Source organism: Streptomyces sp. BR1 (assembly GCF_052373795.1).
Taxonomy (GTDB): domain Bacteria; phylum Actinomycetota; class Actinomycetes; order Streptomycetales; family Streptomycetaceae; genus Streptomyces.
The window spans coordinates 1,181,642-1,197,922 of record NZ_CM126252.1; the positions used below are offsets into that span (position 1 = coordinate 1,181,642).

The following is a 16,281-nucleotide window of genomic DNA, read 5'->3' on the forward strand; positions in this document are numbered from 1 at the left end:
ACCGAGGAAAGCCCCCCGGAAAGTCAGGCGAGTGTAATCCCGGGCCCGTACATATCGATCCAGAGGGCCAGGTCGAGCGCATGCTCAAGGCCAGTCCGGGCGGCCTGCGTGGTCTGCGGCGCCTCATCCCGTACGGCCGCCAACAGGAGCTGCCGGTCGACGAGTTCGAAGACCGCGTGATCACCACGTGCGAGCAGGTCCTTGCCGTGTTCCTGCAACGCGACCGCGTACTTGGGGTCCTGCGTCGAGGGGTACGGGCTCTTCACCCGGTCGTAGACGGACTGCGGCAGCACATCCGCCGCCGCCTCCCGCAGCAGGCTCTTCTCCCGCCCGTCGAACGACTTCAGCGACCAGGGCGCGTTGTACACGTACTCCACGAGCCGGTGGTCGCAGAACGGCACCCGCACTTCGAGGCCGACGGCCATGCTGGCCCGGTCCTTTCGGTCGAGCAGCACGCGTACGAACCGGGTCAGATACAGATGGCTCATCACCCGCATCCGGTATTCGAAGTCGCTCTCGCCGTCGAGGCGTCGGACCCCGGCGACGGCCGTGTCGTAACTGTCGCGGACGAACGACGGGAGGTCGAGCGCGGCGTTCACCTCGGGCCGCAGCAGCGAGGTCCCGTCGCCGAAGTGGTCCTTGTGGTGCACCAGCCAGGGGAACGTACGGGCGGTACGGGCCTCCTCGTCGAAGAACTGCCGGTAGCCGCCGAACACTTCGTCGGCGGACTCGCCGGAGAGCGCGACCGTCGAGTGCTCGCGAACGGCCTGGAAGAGCAGGTGGAGCGAGCTGTCGAGGTCGCCGAGACCGGTCGGCAGGTCGCGGGCGCGGATGACCTTGGCGCGTAACTCCTGGTCGGCCAGGGCGTGCGAGTCGAGGATGATGTCCTGGTGCCGGGTCCCGGCGCTGCGGGCCACGTCGTGGGCGTACGGGCTGTCGGGGGTGGGGCGCAGCTCGTCGGCGATGAAGTTCTCGGTGCGGCCCGCGAAGTCGACCGAGAAGCTGCGCACGCGCTCGCCCTTCGCGGCCAGGCGACGGGCGGACAGCGCGGTCAGCGCCGAGGAGTCGAGCCCGCCGGAGAGCAGCACGCAGCGCGGTACGTCGGCGACGAGCTGGCGCCGGACGATGTCGTCGAGCAGGTCGCGTACATGGGTGACGGTGGCGTCCCGCCCGTCGTCGTGCGGCCGGGTCTCCAGCGACCAGTAGACGTGCCGGCGAAGGCCGCTGCGGTCGACGGTGACGACGGTGCCGGGCTCGACCTCCTTCATGCCGTCCCACACGGCCTGGCCGGGCGTCTTGACCATGACGAACAGCTCGCGCAGCCCGTCGAGTCCGACCGTGCGGCGGGCCAGCGGGTTGGCGAGGATCGCCTTGGGTTCGGAGCCGAAGAGCACGCCGTCGGGCGTCTCGTAGTAGTAGAACGGCTTGATCCCCATCCGGTCGCGGATCATGACCAGGCGCTGCCGGGGCTCGTCCCAGACGGCGAACGCGTACATGCCGTTGAGCCGGTCGGCGACGGCCTCGCCCCATTCGAGGTAGCCGCGCAGCACGACCTCGGTGTCGGACCGAGTGGTGAACCGGTGCCCGCGCGCGACCAGTTCGACGCGCAGCTCGGTGAAGTTGTACGTCTCCCCCGAGTAGACGAGGACGACGCTTCCCTGCTCGGTACGGGCCGTCATCGGCTGGTGGCCGCCCGGCAGGTCGATGATCGCGAGCCTGCGGTGGCCGAGCGCGGCCGGGCCGCTGATCCAGGCGCCCCGGTCGTCGGGGCCCCGGCAGTCCATCGTCTCGGTCATCGCGTCGACGGTGCCCTGCTCGGCGCGCAGATCGCGGTCGAAGGAGATCCAGCCGGTGATGCCGCACATGGGGTGCCTCCCGCTTCCCGGCCGGGGCTGTCCCTGACCCGGCCGATTCAGATGTATCTAGCATCTATATTTCGATCGTGCGTCATCGGGTGAGGGTGCGTCAACATGCCTGCCGCGATGGTGACTTGGCGAGGGGCGAGAATCGGCCGCAGGTTCAGGGGCTGATCGCGAGCACCAGATACCCACTGAAAAGGGCCAGATGGACGCCGCCCTGCATCAGGGTGGCGCGGCCCGGGACGAAGGTCAGGATGCCCACCCCGACGGTCAGCGCGAGCAGCACCATATGGCTGGCGCCGAGCCCGAGGACCAGCGGCCCCGACAGCCAGACCGACGCCAGCGCGACGGCCGGAATGGTCAGACCGATGCTCGCCATCGCCGAGCCGAGCGCCAGATTGAGGCTGGTCTGCACCCGGTCACGGGACGCGGCCCGGCTCGCGGCGATGGTCTCGGGCAGCAGCACGAGGAGCGCGATGACCACGCCCACGACCGACGCGGGCAGCCCGGCGGCGGCGACCCCGCTCTCGATGGTCGGCGAGACGCCCTTGGCGAGGCCCACGACCGCGATCAGGGCCACCCCGAGCAGGCCGACGCTGATCCACGCGGTATGGGCGGACGGCGGATCGGCGTGCTCCTCCTCCATCACCTCGCCCTGCTGGGTGACGGGCAGGAAGTAGTCCCGGTGGCGCACGGTCTGGGTGGCGACGAAGAGCCCGTACAGGGCCACCGAGGCGAGCGCCGCGAAGACGAGCTGCGCGGGCGAGAACTCCGGGCCCGGCTTGCTGGTGGTGAACGTCGGCAGGACCAGGCTGAGCCCGGCGAGCGTGGTGACCGTGGCGAAGGCGGCGCCGGTGCCCTCGGCGTTGAAGACGGCCAGTTTGCGGCGGACCGCGCCGATGAGGAGACAGACGCCGACGATGCCGTTGCAGGTGATCATCACGGCGGCGAAGACGGTGTCCCGGGCGAGCGTGGCGCTCTTGTCGCCGCCGTCGGACATCAGGGTGACGATCAGCGCGACCTCGATGATCGTCACCGCGACCGCCAGCACGAGGGAGCCGAACGGCTCGCCGACCCGGTGCGCCACCACCTCGGCGTGGTGCACCGCCGCCAGGACCGCGCCCGCCAGGAAGCAGGCCACCAGAGCGACGAGCCACGACGGCAGCGACCGTCCCCAGGTGAGCGCGAGCAGCACGACGGCGAGCGCCGGCACGAACGCCGACCACCGCTCCAGGGGGAGGCGGGCGAGACGGATCATGTTCCGACGTTCGCAGATGGGGGCGGGGTGCGCGCGTCGGCGGCCGTGCGTGAGGTCTGCGGGCGGGAAGGGGCTGCCCGTACTACTTCTCCGCCACCACCGGGTCGATCATCTTGTGCAGCCGCTCCGCGTCCAGGCCCGTCATCGCCCGCGAGGCGATCCTGCCGTCCCGGTCCACGACGAGCGTGGAGGGGATGAACTGGGGGTTCACCGTGCCCTTGGGGAAGCGGAGGATCAGCTTTCCGATCGGGTCGTAGAAGCTCGGGTAGCCGAGCGCGTGGTCCTTCTCGAACGCCTGGGCCGGGCCCTTGTCGGGGTCACGGATGTTGATGCCCACGAACTGGACGCCCTGCCCCTTGGTCTCGGCGGCGACCTTGCCGAAGTGCTTCGCCTCGGCCCGGCAGGGCGGGCACCACGAACCCCAGATGTTCAGGACGATGACCTTGCCCTTGTAGTCGGCGAGGCTCAGCGGCTTCCCGTCCAGGTCCTTGCCCTCAAGGACGGGCGCGGGCTTGCGCTCGGCCTTGGCCACGGTGGTGATCCCCGGGGCGCTGGTGGCGGAGGCGGAGGCTCCGGAAGGGGCCGGTGCGGCGGTGTGGCCGGAGCCGGAACACGCCGACAGCGTCAGCAGACACAGGGCGGCCGCGACGGCGGCCCGACGGGCAGTCGTGATCACGACCCGAGCCTGTCACAGCCCTTCGCGGCCGCGGCGAGCAGGTGCGGCGGCGAGCAGGTGCCGATGGGCGTACGAGCGCCAGGGCCGCCAGAGTTCGCCCCCGTCGCCGGTGAGGTCGACGTCCGGCTCGCCCAACGACCGCGTCCGGATCAGCGCGATCGTGTGCGCGTCGAGGCCCGGCAGTGCGCGCAGCACTCGTACGGCCTCGTCCCGGTCGGCGCCCGCGTCGAGCCGCAGGGTGGTGTCGGCGAGCGCGGTGGCGAGGGCGGCCAGGGACGGGTCCGGGTGGGTGGCGAGGGTGGCGGGTTCGGGGAAGAGGTGGGTGAGGGCGCCGCACGGTACGTCCAGGCGCTTCCCGGACGCCTCGACGAGCTCCCCGGCGGCCTCCCGGCCCACCAGCGCCCGTACCGCGTACTCGTCCGGGTCGGCCGCGCCCGGCGAGCGCAGCCCGGGGCGGGCGGCGACCAGCGGGGCGAGCCGGGGGTCGGTGGCGAGCCGTTCGTCCACCGCGTACGGGTCGGCGTCCAGGTCGAACAGGCGCCGCAGCCGCTGGACTGCAGTGGTGAGATCGCGCAGGTCGGTGAGGTGGATACGGGCCTCCAGCCAGCCGCCCCGGCGCGGGCGCGCCTCGTCGACGGCCACGATGCCGGTGCCGTACGGCAGGCGCAGGGTGCGGCGGTAGGTGCGCGCGCCCGGGGCGCCGGTCATCTCCTCGACCCGTTCGACGGCCTCCTCGGCGAGCAGGTCGAAGACGGCGCCGGTCTCGTACGGGCCCCGGTGCGCCAGCCGCAGCGGGATCCCGGCGGCGAACGCGGTATGCCCCCGGGCGGCCTTGGTGCCCGCCTCCTCGCGCAACGCGCTGGGCGTACGGGCGTAGATCTGCCGGATCGTGTCGTTGAACTGCCGCACGCTGGCGAATCCGGCCGCGAAAGCGATCTCCGTGACCGGCAGACCGGTGGTCTGCAGCAGTACGCGCGCGGTGTGGGCGCGCTGGGCCCGGGCGAGGGCGACCGGGCCCGCGCCCAACTCGGCGGTGAGCTGCCGCTGGACCTGCCGGGTGCTGTACCCGAGCCGCCCGGCGAGCCCGGGCACGCCCTCGCGGTCCACCACACCGTCCCCGATGAGCCGCACGGCCCGGCCCACGACGTCAGCCCGCACGTTCCACTCCGCCGACCCCGGCACCGCGTCGGGACGGCACCGACGGCAGGCCCGGAAGCCGTGCCCCTGGGCCGCAGCCGCGGTCGGGAAGAACCGGACGTTCTGCCGCTTGGGCGTGACGGCCGGGCAGCTGGGACGGCAGTAGATGCCGGTGGTGGAAACAGCGAAGAAGAACTCCCCGTCGAACCGGGCATCCCGACTGCTGACGGCTTCGTACCGGGTGCGGTCGGAGTCGTCGGCAACCGTCTCGTATGCGCCGGGCCGGGTCACCTCGTCGTGCGTCATACGTCCAGTGTGCGGGGCCGGGGACGGCCGGGCTGGCGGGAATCGGACACGGCGTTTCCGAGCGCCCTTACGGTCCCGGGCCACTTAAGGGGCGCGGGGAACTGCGCGACCAGCCCCCACCGACCCGCAGCCGAATCGCCGCTCTCAGAACACCGCATCCGATTCCCGCACCCTCAGCGGACGCGTCCTCGCTTGGCCTCCATGTTGGCGCGCCCCTCCGCCGACTTCAGCCGCCAGTCACGCCGGATCTCGTTCCGCAACCGCGCATCGGTCTTGGCGACGATCCGCCGGTTCTCACGCATCAGCTTGCGGAAGCTGTCGAGGCGGCGCTCGGCCAGCGACCCGTCCGAGATCGCCGCGAGCACCGCGCACCCCGGCTCCGCCTCATGGGCGCAGTCGTGGAAGCGGCAGTCGCGGGCCAGCTCCTCGATCTCGGCGAAGACCTGTCCGACGCCGGTCTCGGCGTCCCACAGGCCCACCCCGCGCAGCCCGGGCGTGTCGATGAGCACGCCGCCGCCGGGCAGCGCGAGCAGGTTGCGCGTGGTGGTGGTGTGCCGGCCCTTGCCGTCGACGTCACGGATGGCCTGCACCTCCATCACCTCCGCGCCGAGCAGCGCGTTGGCGAGCGTGGACTTGCCCGCGCCGGACTGCCCGAGCAGCACGCTGGTGCCGCCCGAGACGATCGCCCGCAGCACGTCGACGCCCTCGCCGGTCTCCGAGCTGACGGCCAGCACCGAGACCCCGGGCGCGGTGGTCTCGACGTCCTGGACGAGGTGGGCGAGCCCGGCCGGGTCGGGCACCAGGTCGGCCTTGGTCAGGACGACGAGCGGCTGCGCGCCCGATTCCCAGGCCAGGGCCAGGAACCGCTCGATCCGTCCCAGTTCGAGCTCGGCGGCGAGCGAGACCGCGATGATCGCGTGGTCCACGTTGGCCGCGAGGATCTGCCCCTCGGACCGGTTGGAGGAGGTGTTGCGTACGAAGGCGGTACGGCGCGGCAGATACGCGCGTACGAACCTCGGGTCGCCGCCGGGGTCGACGGCCGCCCAGTCACCGGTGCAGACGACCCTCATCGGGTCGTGCGGGGTGACGTACGCGGTGTCGGCGCGCAGGAGCCCGCCTTCGGTGACGATGTCGCACTGCCCCCGGTCGACCCGGACGACCCGCCCGGGCAGCAGCCCGCGGTCGGCGTACGGGGCGAACTCGGCGGCCCAGGCGTCGTCCCAGCCGTAAGGAACCAGCGCGGAGCGGGAGTTGGAGACGTGCTGCGACTGCTGCGAAGCAGAAGAGGAAGACAAGGGGTGACCCTTCGAAGGGTGGCCCCGGCACTGCGAAAGGTTCAGCCGGCGGCCACGGGAGTGGAGGTGACGCATATCTGGGTGAGGGCAGCGCCCATCGCAACGACAGCCATGTGTCACACCTCCCGTATCGATCTCAGGGTCGAGCGCAGCGGCCAACGGCCGCCGCACGGAACTCAGTCACCATAACGCCGCCCCCGAACGGCGGCCAACTGATTTTCCGCGCGTGGATTTCCGGGCCCGCCGACACGCGGCCGGACCCGTCGACTCCCCTGCGGAATCAGCTCACTTGCCCAGTGCCGCCCGCCGCACGCCCACTGTGCGCGGTGCCCGGGCCGGGCGTTCCTGGGTGGCCGGGGCGGCCTCCGGGGTCGCGGCGTCGGCGGCCGGGGACTCGGCGGCCGAGGACGCCTGGGCGACCAGGGACGCCTCCTCCAGGAGGCCGCGTACGCGGGGGCCGGCGGCGCGGTAGTAGATGCGGGTGCCCTCGCGGCGCGAGGTGACCAGGCCCGCGGCCCGCAGCCGGGCCAGGTGCTGGGAGGTCGCGGCGACATGGGCGCCCAGGAGCTCGGCGAGGGCGCTCACCGGCAGCTCCGCGCCGCTCAGTGCCCACAGCAGCCGGTAGCGCGACGGATCGGCGACCGCCTTCAGTACCGCGACGGCACGGTCCGCGCTCTCCGCGTCCCAGCTCTCAACTTGCGCTCCCATGCAAATATCCTAACGGAGACCGCCCTCGGCGACCCCTCGGCTCACGCGCCGGGCCGGGGCGCGAGGAAGACGTACCAGACGGTCGCCGTGCGGGGCGTGACCACCTTGTGGCCGGGCCAGGTGCGGGCGTACGCGGGCGGCTGCGGTCCGTACTGGACCAGGGCCAGCGGGGTGCGGCGGGCCGCCGCCAGGACGCCGGGCACGGTCGCCGTGGTGTTGCGGCGGTCGCTGGCCTGCGAGGAGCAGCCTCCGTAGAAGGCCTGCGGCTGGGACTCGTCGCCGACGATCGTGCACGGCGGCCGGATGCCGTCGTCCGCGAGCCGGGCCACCAGCCACTTGTCGTCGGCCCGCAGGTCCTGCTGGCGGGCCGTGCGCTTGGCCATGATCGTGTACTGGCTGGAGAGCTGGAGCGCCACGCACACCGTGACCGCGACGGCCGCGACGATCCGCCACCGCCCCTTCGCCGACCGCACCGCCCCGACCGCGCACTCGGCTACGACAAAGGAGAGCAGCGCGTACGACGGGATCAGGAAGCGGGGCGCCGCGTAGCCGATGCCGAAGAGGTACGGCACCCCGAGCGCCGCCGCGCACCACACGGCGAGCAGCGCCGGACGCGCGCGCCCCGCACGGGACGCGAGGAACACGCCGAGCGCGGTGAGCAGGGGCAGGGCCAGCCACCACACCGCGCTGGTGGACGGGTTGGGCAGGCCGGAGGTGCAGGGGCGGCAGAGCAGCGGGCCGTCGAGCGTCTTCAGGTTCATCCCGAGGGCGTTGTGCAGGCTGAGCCCGCCCTGCGCGTCGCCCGCGCCCTTGATCCGCTCCAGCAGACCGCCGAAGCGCGCGTACGCCTCGATCACCCAGGGCAGCACCCCGGCGGCCAGGCCCGCGAGCACGGCCACGGCCAGGCGCGGCAGCCGCCACTCCCGTACCGCGAGGACCGCGAGCAGTAGCGCGACGGCGAGATAGCCGCCGTCGTACGGACGGACGAGCGCGGTGAACGCCACGCTCAGCGCGAGTGCGACCAGCGGGCCGCGCCGCCGGTCGGGGTCGGCCGCGCCGCGCAGGAACCAGCCCGCCCCGGCCACCGCGCCGTACGCCACGTACAGATTGGGCATGACCTCGCCCGCGTAGAACTGCACGACCCACAGGCCGGCGAACAGCACCGCCGCCGTCATGACGACCCGGCGGCCCACCAGCGTCAGCCACGGCTGGAAGGCGATCGCGAGTCCGGCGGCGGCGAGCAGCAGCATCCACGCGCGCAGCACCGGCACCGAGCCGGTGAGCTGGGCCGCGGGCGCGGCGAGCCAGCTGATGCCGCGCGCCCTGGGCTCGCTGAAGAACGCGTCGGGCACCCGGGGGTCGACCTGGCTGACGTACACCGTCTCGTCCCAGCCCAGCGGCAGCCGCCACGCGCCGGTGGCCAGCTGGACCGCGCCGCACACCAGCGCGAGGGCGACGCCCACCAGGGCGAGGCGGACGGTGTCGCGGCGCAGCGGGCGGGCGGCCGCGCGGCTCGACAGGGTCCCGGTTACTTGATCGGCGGCAGACATGTGGTCACGTTACGCGGCCGGGGGCGCCCTGGCAGGACCTCTGCGCCAACGGAGTGGATCACTTCGGGCCCGTACCAACGCCCGCCCTGGACGGTCCCAACCACTGCCCTGGACGGCCCCAAAGGTTGTCAAAACTCCCGTCCCGCTCGTAACCGGGGGGCATATGCGGCGGGTTACGCGGGGCATGAGCCTGCTGCGCAAGATCCGTGACACCGGACGGGTGGCCGAGGACGCCCCGCCCCGGCCGGCCCCCGGGGACTTCCCGCTGCTCGCGGGATCCGCGCAGGTCCGGTGCGTGGACGCCGGGTCGTGCAACGGGTGCGAGATCGAGATCGCGGCGGCCTTCGGGCCGGTGTACGACGCCGAGCGCTACGGCGCCCGTCTGGTCGCCTCGCCGCGCCACGCGGACGTGGCCCTGGTGACCGGCCCGGTGACGCGCAACATGGCCGGGCCGCTGCGCCGCACGGTCGCCGCGATGCCCGAGCCGGGCGTGGTGATCGCGGTCGGCGACTGCGCGCTCGACTGCGGGGTGTTCGCCGGGGGCTACGGGGTGGAGGGCGCCGTCGCCGATGTCGTCGACGTCGACCTGACCGTCCCCGGCTGCCCGCCCCGGCCCGAGCGGATCGTCGAGGCCCTGCGCACGGTGACGGGCCGGTGAGCGCGGCCGGGTCGCTGGCGACGGCGGGCGTGGGGGCGGCGGGCCTGGCCACCGGCTGCGCCGCGCTCGCCGGTGTCCGGTGGTCGGCGTCGTACGCCTGGCTGCTCCCGCTCGGCGGGGTGCGCCTCGAAGTCGACGCCCTGTCGGGCCTGTTCATGGCGGTGGCGGGCGCGGTGATCCTGGCGGTCGCGGTGTACGCGGCGGGGTTCGCGGACAGCCCCGGGTCCGGGGCGCTGCTCCCCTGCTTCTGCGCGGTGCTGATCCTCGTCCCGGCGGCCGCCTCCGTCAGCACCTTCCTCCTGCTCTGGGAGCTGATGGCGGTCGGCTCGCTGGTCCTCGTGCTCGGCGAGCACCGCGAGCGGCGGGCCGTGCGGGAGGCCGGGGTCTGGTACGCGGTCATGACACAGCTCGGCTTCGTCCTCCTCCTCGCCGGGCTCGGCCTGTACGCGGCGAGGTCCGGCGGCGAGACGTTCGACGCACTGCGGGCCGGGGCGTCCGGGATGGGCCCGCTCTCGCGGGGGATCGTGTTCGTGCTGCTGGCGATCGCGTTCACCTCCAAGGCCGGGATCGTCCCGCTGCACGCCTGGCTGCCGCGCGCCTACGCCGAGGCACCCGGCCCGGTCTCGGCACTGATGAGCGCGACGATGGTCAACCTCGGGGTGTACGGGATCGTCCGGTTCGGCCTGGACCTGCTCGGCGGCGGCTCGGCCTGGTGGTGGCTGGGGCTGCTCGCGGCGGGCGGGGTGAGCGCGGTGTACGGGGTGCTCCAGGCGGCGATGGCGGCCGACCTGAAGCGGCTCCTGGCGTACTCCTCCAGCGAGAACATGGGCCTGGTGCTCATCGGCGTCGGCGCGGGCGGTCTCTTCGCGGTCGACGGAGACCGCCGCCTCGCCGGACTCGCGCTCGCCGCAGCCCTCCTCCACCTCATCAACCACTCCGCTTTCAAGGGCCTGTTGTTCTGCGCGGCGGGATCTGTTGTCCGGGCCACGGGCGTACGGGACCTGGACGCGCTCGGCGGGCTGCGGGCGCGGATGCCGGTGACGGCGGCCTTCTTCGCGCTCGGGGCGCTCGGCGCGGTGGCGCTGCCGCCGGGCAACGGTTTCGCCGGGGAGTGGCTCCTGCTCCAGTCGCTGATCCACGGACTCGCGGTGCCGGGCGTCGCCACGGCGGTCGTGCTGCCGCTCGCCGTCGCGGTGATCGCCCTGTCGGCCGGCCTTTCGGCGGCGGTTTTCGTGAAGGCGCTGGGCGTCGGCTTCTTCGCCCGCCCACGCGGTGGTGCCGCTTCGGGCGCGTACGAGAGCCCGCCGCCGATGCTCGCCGGAATGGGCCTCCTGGCGGCGGCCTGCGCCGGACTCGCCCTGTTTCCCGGGGCGTTGGGGCCCGCCCTGGACCGAGTCGTACGGGTCGCGGGCGCTCAGCCTCCGCTCGGCGGCGGCGCGGGCCTTCGCCTGACGGCGGTCTCGGCCGCGCTCTCGCCGCTGTGGGTCGCGGCCGCGCTGACGGCGGCGGTCGTGGGCACGGTGACGCTGGTACGGGTGGTGGCGCGCCGCCCCCGCCGCACCGGGGCCCGGCTGTGGGACTGCGGCGGCGGCGCGCCGACCCCGCGCATGGCGTACACCGCGACCTCGTTCGCCGAGCCGCTGCAACGCGTCTTCGACCAGGTGCTCGCGCCCGAACAGGACGTCAGCGTCACGCCCGTACGGGAATCGGCGTATCTCATCGAACGCGTACGGTTCCGGCACCGGGTGCCGGACCGGATCGAACACCGGCTGTACCGGCCGGTGTTGGAGGCGATGGCCTGGGCGGGCCGGTCCTCGCGGCGCCTCGCGTCCGGCTCGGTCCACCTCTACCTCGGCTACGGCTTCTTCGGCCTGGTCTCGCTGCTGGTCGTCCTGGCGGTGGGCTGGTGAGCGGCAACGGACCGACCGCACTGGGACTCACGGCGACGATCCTCCAAGTAGGACTGGTCGTGGCGGGAGCGCCGCTGCTCACGGGGGTGATGCGGCAGGTACGGGCGAGGCTGGAGGGGCGGGCCGGGGCCGGGGTGGGCCAGCCGTGGCGGGATCTGCGCAAGCAGCTGCGCAAGCAGGCGATCACCTCGGTCGGCACCGGCCCGGCGTTCCGGACCGCCCCGGTCCTGCTCGTCGCCACCACCGCCGTGGTCGCGGCACTGGTGCCGCTGGCGTCCACCAGGACGCCGGTGAGCGGGAGTTCGGACCTGATCGTGGTGGTGGCGCTCCTTGCGCTCGGCACGGTGACGCTGGCGCTGGCCGGGCTCGACAGCGGGACGGCGTTCGGAGGCATGGGGGCGTCGCGCGAGATGACGATCGCGGCGCTTGTGGAGCCGACGATCCTGCTCTCGGTCTTCGCCCTGTCGCTTCCGGCCGGATCCACGAACCTGCCGGTGATCGTCACGGGCGCGGTACGCGACCCGGCGCGGCTGGCCTCGCCCGCCGGACTCCTGGCCACTGCGGCGCTGGCGGTAGCAGTACTCGCCGAGACAGGCCGACTTCCGGTGGACAACCCGTCCACGCACCTCGAACTGACCATGGTCCACGAGGCGATGGTCCTGGAGTACGCGGGCCCCGACCTGGCGCTGGTCGAGCTCGGCGCCCAGATGCGGCTCGCGGTCCTGCTCGGCCTGCTCGTCTCGCTCTTCGCCCCCTGGGGCATCGCGACGACGGCCTCGGCGGGCGCGCTGCTCCTGGGAGCGGCGTGCTTCGCGGTGAAGGCGACGCTGCTGGGCTCGGCGCTGGCGGCGGCGGAGGTGTTCTGGGCGAAGCTGAGGCTGTTCCGGGTGCCGGAACTCCTGGCCGGATCCTTCTTGTTGTCGCTGCTGGCCGTAACCACTTCATACTTCCTGAGCGGAGCGTGAACCGGCGTGGGCGTGAGTGTCTTCACCCAACTCCTCGACCTGGCCTGCGGGGCGTTTCTGCTGGCGGCGGTGGTGATGCTGTGGCGCCGTGAACTGGCGGCGGTGGTGCGGGTGTTCGCGTTGCAGAGCATCGCTCTCGCGGCGGTCGCGGCGCTGATCGGGCTGCACGAGGCACGGGCGGATCTGGTCGCGGTGGCGGTGGGGATCGGGGTGCTGCGGGCCGGGGTGCTGCCGTATCTGCTGCGGCGCGCGCCGAGCGGGGTCGCGGACGCGTCCGACTCGCCGCCGCTGGTGAACGGCGCGGGTTCGCTGCTCACGGCGGCGGCGCTGACGCTCCTCGCGTACGCGGTGGCCCGGCCACTGGTCGCCCTGAACCCGACGCCGGTCACCCGTGCGCTCCCGGTGGGCCTGGCCGTGGTCCTGATCGGCTTCTTCGTCCTGGCGACGCGCCGCCACGCGGCGGCCCAGGTGATCGGCTTCCTGCTCCTGGACAACGGCATCACGGCGATCGCGTTCCTGGCGGCGTCCGGAGTACCCCTGATCGTCGAACTCGGCGTCTCCTTCGACCTGTTGCTCGCCGTCGTGGTGCTGCACATTCTCGCGGTACGGATGCGGGAGGCGTTCGGGTCCGTGGCGCATATCGACGATCTGCACGAACTGCACGACTGATGCTCCCTGGAGGTTCGATGGTGCCCGAGCTGCTGCTGACGGCTCCGGTGGGTGTGCCGCTGGGGGTGGCGGGGGTGTACGCGGTTGCCGCGCAGCGGGCGGATGCGCGGGTGCGGATTCCGGCGGCGCGGGTGCCGCTGGCGGAGGCCATGCGCCAGGTGCATGGGCGCAGCCCCGCTGGCTTGCGGTTCGACTGCGAGCCGTCGTGGGCTGGTCGCGCAGTTCCCCGCGCCCCTGAAGGGGCGCAGCCACAGAGCCGCCCGCCCAGGCCACGCGGCGGAGCCGCAAATGTCACAGCCGGGAAGGGGCGGGGTGGGGCCAGCTACGCCGGGCTCGTCGCGCCCGCCGCGATCCTTGGCTCCGCCCTCGCCCTGGCGCACCGCGCCCACCCCGCGGTCTCCGCGTACGGCGACACACTGAGGGCCGACGCCCTGACCATCTGGATGCTGCTGGTGGTCGGCGCCGTCGCCACCCTCGCAGTGGCGGCGGGCCCCGCGTACCTCGCCGGAGAACGCGCAGCGGGACGCGCCGCCGACCGAACGGCGCACCGCTACCACCTCCTCGTGCACGCCTTCCTCGCCGCCATGTGCCTCGCCGTACTCGCAGGGAACCTCGGCGTGCTGTGGGTCGCGGTCGAGGCGACGACCGTCGTCACCGCGTTCCTCGTCGGCCACCGCCGCACCCGTACGTCCGTGGAGGCGGCCTGGAAGTACGTCGTGATCTGCTCGGCAGGGATCGCGCTGGCCTTCCTCGGCACCGTCCTCGTGTACTACGCGGCCAGGCGCGCCGGAATCCCCGAGGCGGGCGCGCTCGACTGGCACGTGCTCGTCGCGCACGCGGACCGCCTCGACCCCGACGTCACACGCCTCGGCATCGCCCTGGTCGCCCTCGGCTACGGCGCGAAGGCCGGGCTCGTACCGCTGCACGCCTGGCTGCCGGACGCCCACAGCCAGGCGCCCGCACCGGTCTCGGCGCTGATGTCGGGCGTACTGCTGGCGGTGTCGTTCACGGCCGTACTGCGCTACAAGGTGATCGCGGACGCCGCCCTCGGCCCCGGGTTCGTCCGCGCGCTCCTCGCCACCGCCGCGCTGCTCACGCTCGCCCTCGCCGCCGGACTGCTGCTCGCACAGCGCGACTACAAACGGATGCTGGCGTATTCGAGCATGGAGCACATGGGCCTTATCGCGCTCGGCGCGGCCGTCGGCGGGCCGCTCGCCACCGCCGCCGTACTGCTGCACATCGCGGGACACGGCCTCGCCAAGACGGTCGCGTTCTGCGCCTCGGGTCAGCTGCTCCAGCTGCGGCGTACGTCCCGGATCGGCCGGGTGCGCGGGCTCATCGCCTGGGCTCCGGGGCTGGGAACGGCGCTTGCGCTCGCGGTGGTGGCCCTGCTCGGGCTGCCGCCCTTCGCTCTGTTCGCCTCCGAACTCGCCCTGGCCCGGGCCGGGTTCGCGGCCGGGATGGGCGTACCGGTCACCGCCGCGCTCGCCCTCGCGCTCGCCGCGTACGCGGCCCTGGCCGTCCGAACGGCCCGCATGCTCCTCGGCCCGGCACCGGACGGCCACGTGACGACCGCCAGAACCGAAGCACCAGGAGCCGGAGCCAACGCCGAAGCCGGACCGGCAGCCCGAACTGGAACCACCACCACAACCACGGCCCCCGTCCGCATCGGCCCCGCCGCCGGAACCCCCCTCGCCCTCGGCCTCCTCTGCTGCGCCGCGCTCGGCCTGACCGTCCACCCCCTCGCCCAGCTGCTCACCGCGGCCGCCCACATCGCCGGAGGGCAGTGATGAGCCGGACGACCACCCCCATCACCACGGGCGTCGACCTCTCCGTACGCGAACTCCCCGACCACGTGGCCGAGTTGCTGGCCGGCGGGCACCGGCTCGCGCTCGTCTCGGCGCACCACGACGAGGACGCGGTGCGCGTGGTGTACCTGTTCGTCACGGGCCCGCCCGACACCCGTACGGAACTCCACGTACGTCTGGACCCGGCGCGCCCCGCCGTGCCCACGCTCGCCCAACTGTCCTTCCCCGCCGGGCGGTTCGAGCGGGAGATGCGGGATCTGCACGGGGTCGTACCGCTCGGGCATCCGCTCCCCCACCGGCTGGTGCGGCACTTCCACTGGCCGCGCGGCTGGTATCCGATGCGGCCGGACGCGGGCGCCGCGCCGCCGTTCGGGGAGCAGGAAGGCCCGTACCCGTTTCTCGCCGTCGAGGGCGACGGGGTGTACGAGATCCCGGTCGGGCCGGTGCACGCGGGGCTCATCGAACCGGGGCACTTCCGCTTCTCGGTGGTGGGCGAGACGATCATCCGGCTCAAGGCGCGGCTGTGGTTCGTCCACAAGGGCATCGAGAAGCTCTTCGAGGGGCGGACCGCCGAGGCCGGGCTGCCGCTGGCCGAGCGGGTCAGCGGGGACACGGCCGTCGGGCACGCGCTCGCGTACTGCCTGGCCGTCGAGGAGGCCACCGGCGCCGAGGTCCCGGCCGAGGCGCAGCACACGCGGGCGCTGCTGCTCGAACTGGAGCGGCTGCACAACCACGTCACCGACCTCGGCGCGCTCTGCAACGACGTCGGCCACTCGGTCCTCAACTCCCATGCCCTGCGCGTACGTGAGCAGTTGTTGCGCCTTAACGAGGCGACGACCGGGCACCGGCTGCTGCGCGGCGGGGTCGTCCCCGGCGGCGCCCGGCTGCTCACCGTCCCCGACCCGGCCGAGCTCGCCCGGGTGGGCGCCGACGTCCAGGAGATCGCGGACCTGGCCCTTGGCCACGCGACCGTACGGGACCGCTTCACCGGCACGGCCCGGCTGAGCACCCAGGACGCCCGCGACCTGGGGTGCCTCGGCTATGTGGCACGCGCCAGCGGGCTCGGCACGGACGCGCGCGTCTCGCATCCGTTCGCGCCGGGCGTGCGCCCGCCCGAGCTCGTGGTGCGGACGACGGGTGATGTGCTCGCGCGTTTTCTCGTACGGGCCGAGGAGGCGCGGGCGTCGGTCGCCCTCGCGGGCGCGCTCGCGGCGGAGGTCCGGCCGGGCGACACGGTGGTGGAGCTGCCCGGGCACCCGGGGCACACCTCGGGCACCGGCATCGTCGAGGGCTGGCGCGGCGCGATCACCACCCGCCTCGAACTCGCCCCGGACGGACGGCTGACGCGGGTGAAGGTGGTCGACCCGTCGTTCTTCAACTGGCCCGCGCTGCCGGTCGCGCTCGCCGAGACGATCGTCCCGGACTTCCCGCTGGCCAACAAGAGCTTCAACCTGTCGTACGCGGGCAACGACCTGTAGCCCG

The 16,281-nt window shown here is 73.3% G+C and carries 13 protein-coding genes; 6 read left to right on the forward strand and 7 right to left on the reverse strand.

From position 1 onward, the window contains the following. Positions 1-23 precede the first annotated feature (23 nt). From asnB to ACT1U9_RS05415, 7 genes are all read right to left on the reverse strand, one after another. Positions 24-1,865 carry an asparagine synthase (glutamine-hydrolyzing) gene (gene asnB, locus ACT1U9_RS05385; RefSeq protein ID WP_444537226.1) on the reverse strand — a complete coding sequence of 614 codons (1,842 nt, stop codon included), beginning with the start codon at positions 1,863-1,865 and terminating at the stop codon, positions 24-26. Between the two features lie 154 nt (positions 1,866-2,019). Then, positions 2,020-3,117, reverse strand: a complete 1,098-nt coding sequence (locus tag ACT1U9_RS05390) for a calcium:proton antiporter (protein ID WP_444537227.1) — start codon at positions 3,115-3,117, stop codon at positions 2,020-2,022. 82 nt (positions 3,118-3,199) lie between these two features. Continuing rightward, entirely contained in the window at positions 3,200-3,793 is a 594-nt protein-coding gene (locus ACT1U9_RS05395) for a TlpA family protein disulfide reductase (RefSeq protein WP_444537228.1), read from the reverse strand. Between the two features lie 12 nt (positions 3,794-3,805). After that, a complete protein-coding gene (locus ACT1U9_RS05400) occupies positions 3,806-5,236 on the reverse strand; it encodes an AlkA N-terminal domain-containing protein (protein WP_444537229.1) in 1,431 nt (476 codons plus the stop codon). A gap of 173 nt (positions 5,237-5,409) precedes the next feature. Then, on the reverse strand, positions 5,410-6,531 hold the full coding sequence (gene rsgA / locus ACT1U9_RS05405; RefSeq protein ID WP_444537230.1) for a ribosome small subunit-dependent GTPase A: 1,122 nt from the start codon (positions 6,529-6,531) through the stop codon (positions 5,410-5,412). 285 nt (positions 6,532-6,816) lie between these two features. Then, positions 6,817-7,239, reverse strand: a complete 423-nt coding sequence (locus tag ACT1U9_RS05410) for an ArsR/SmtB family transcription factor (protein ID WP_444537231.1) — start codon at positions 7,237-7,239, stop codon at positions 6,817-6,819. Positions 7,240-7,280: 41 nt separating this feature from the next. Next, positions 7,281-8,789: a hypothetical protein gene (locus tag ACT1U9_RS05415; RefSeq protein WP_444537232.1), complete on the reverse strand. Its 1,509-nt coding sequence runs from the start codon at positions 8,787-8,789 to the stop codon at positions 7,281-7,283. Positions 8,790-8,973: 184 nt separating this feature from the next. Here ACT1U9_RS05415 and ACT1U9_RS05420 point away from each other — a divergent pair, with 184 nt between their 5' ends. The 6 genes from ACT1U9_RS05420 to ACT1U9_RS05445 are packed head-to-tail and all read left to right on the forward strand — an operon-like array spanning position 8,974 to position 16,277. Then, the gene (locus ACT1U9_RS05420) at positions 8,974-9,447 is read left to right on the forward strand and encodes an NADH-quinone oxidoreductase subunit B family protein (protein ID WP_444537233.1); all 474 of its coding nucleotides are present in this window, start codon (positions 8,974-8,976) and stop codon (positions 9,445-9,447) included. After that, complete coding sequence (locus tag ACT1U9_RS05425; protein WP_444537234.1) at positions 9,444-11,357, forward strand: proton-conducting transporter transmembrane domain-containing protein; 1,914 nt, start codon at positions 9,444-9,446, stop codon at positions 11,355-11,357. The genes ACT1U9_RS05420 and ACT1U9_RS05425 overlap by 4 nt, the downstream gene beginning before the upstream one ends. Further along, entirely contained in the window at positions 11,354-12,322 is a 969-nt protein-coding gene (locus ACT1U9_RS05430; RefSeq protein WP_444537235.1) for a respiratory chain complex I subunit 1 family protein, read from the forward strand. The genes ACT1U9_RS05425 and ACT1U9_RS05430 overlap by 4 nt, the downstream gene beginning before the upstream one ends. A gap of 6 nt (positions 12,323-12,328) precedes the next feature. Next, entirely contained in the window at positions 12,329-12,991 is a 663-nt protein-coding gene (locus tag ACT1U9_RS05435) for a hypothetical protein (RefSeq protein WP_188278712.1), read from the forward strand. 17 nt (positions 12,992-13,008) lie between these two features. Next, positions 13,009-14,781: a proton-conducting transporter transmembrane domain-containing protein gene (locus tag ACT1U9_RS05440; protein ID WP_444537236.1), complete on the forward strand. Its 1,773-nt coding sequence runs from the start codon at positions 13,009-13,011 to the stop codon at positions 14,779-14,781. Continuing rightward, the gene (locus tag ACT1U9_RS05445; protein ID WP_444537237.1) at positions 14,781-16,277 is read left to right on the forward strand and encodes a hydrogenase large subunit; all 1,497 of its coding nucleotides are present in this window, start codon (positions 14,781-14,783) and stop codon (positions 16,275-16,277) included. Before ACT1U9_RS05440 ends, ACT1U9_RS05445 begins: the two co-directional genes overlap by 1 nt. The last annotated feature ends 4 nt before the right edge of the window (positions 16,278-16,281 follow it).

Excerpts from the sequence above, each read along its gene's own strand:
- ACT1U9_RS05400 (WP_444537229.1), bottom strand. The coding sequence starts at position 5,236 with ATGACGCACGACGAGGTGACCCGGCCCGGCGCATACGAGACGGTTGCC.
- ACT1U9_RS05390 (WP_444537227.1), bottom strand. The coding sequence starts at position 3,117 with ATGATCCGTCTCGCCCGCCTCCCCCTGGAGCGGTGGTCGGCGTTCGTG.
- ACT1U9_RS05445 (WP_444537237.1), top strand. The coding sequence starts at position 14,781 with ATGAGCCGGACGACCACCCCCATCACCACGGGCGTCGACCTCTCCGTA.
- ACT1U9_RS05415 (WP_444537232.1), bottom strand. The coding sequence starts at position 8,789 with ATGTCTGCCGCCGATCAAGTAACCGGGACCCTGTCGAGCCGCGCGGCC.
- asnB (WP_444537226.1), bottom strand. The coding sequence starts at position 1,865 with ATGTGCGGCATCACCGGCTGGATCTCCTTCGACCGCGATCTGCGCGCC.
- ACT1U9_RS05420 (WP_444537233.1), top strand. The coding sequence starts at position 8,974 with ATGAGCCTGCTGCGCAAGATCCGTGACACCGGACGGGTGGCCGAGGAC.
- ACT1U9_RS05410 (WP_444537231.1), bottom strand. The coding sequence starts at position 7,239 with ATGGGAGCGCAAGTTGAGAGCTGGGACGCGGAGAGCGCGGACCGTGCC.
- ACT1U9_RS05440 (WP_444537236.1), top strand. The coding sequence starts at position 13,009 with ATGGTGCCCGAGCTGCTGCTGACGGCTCCGGTGGGTGTGCCGCTGGGG.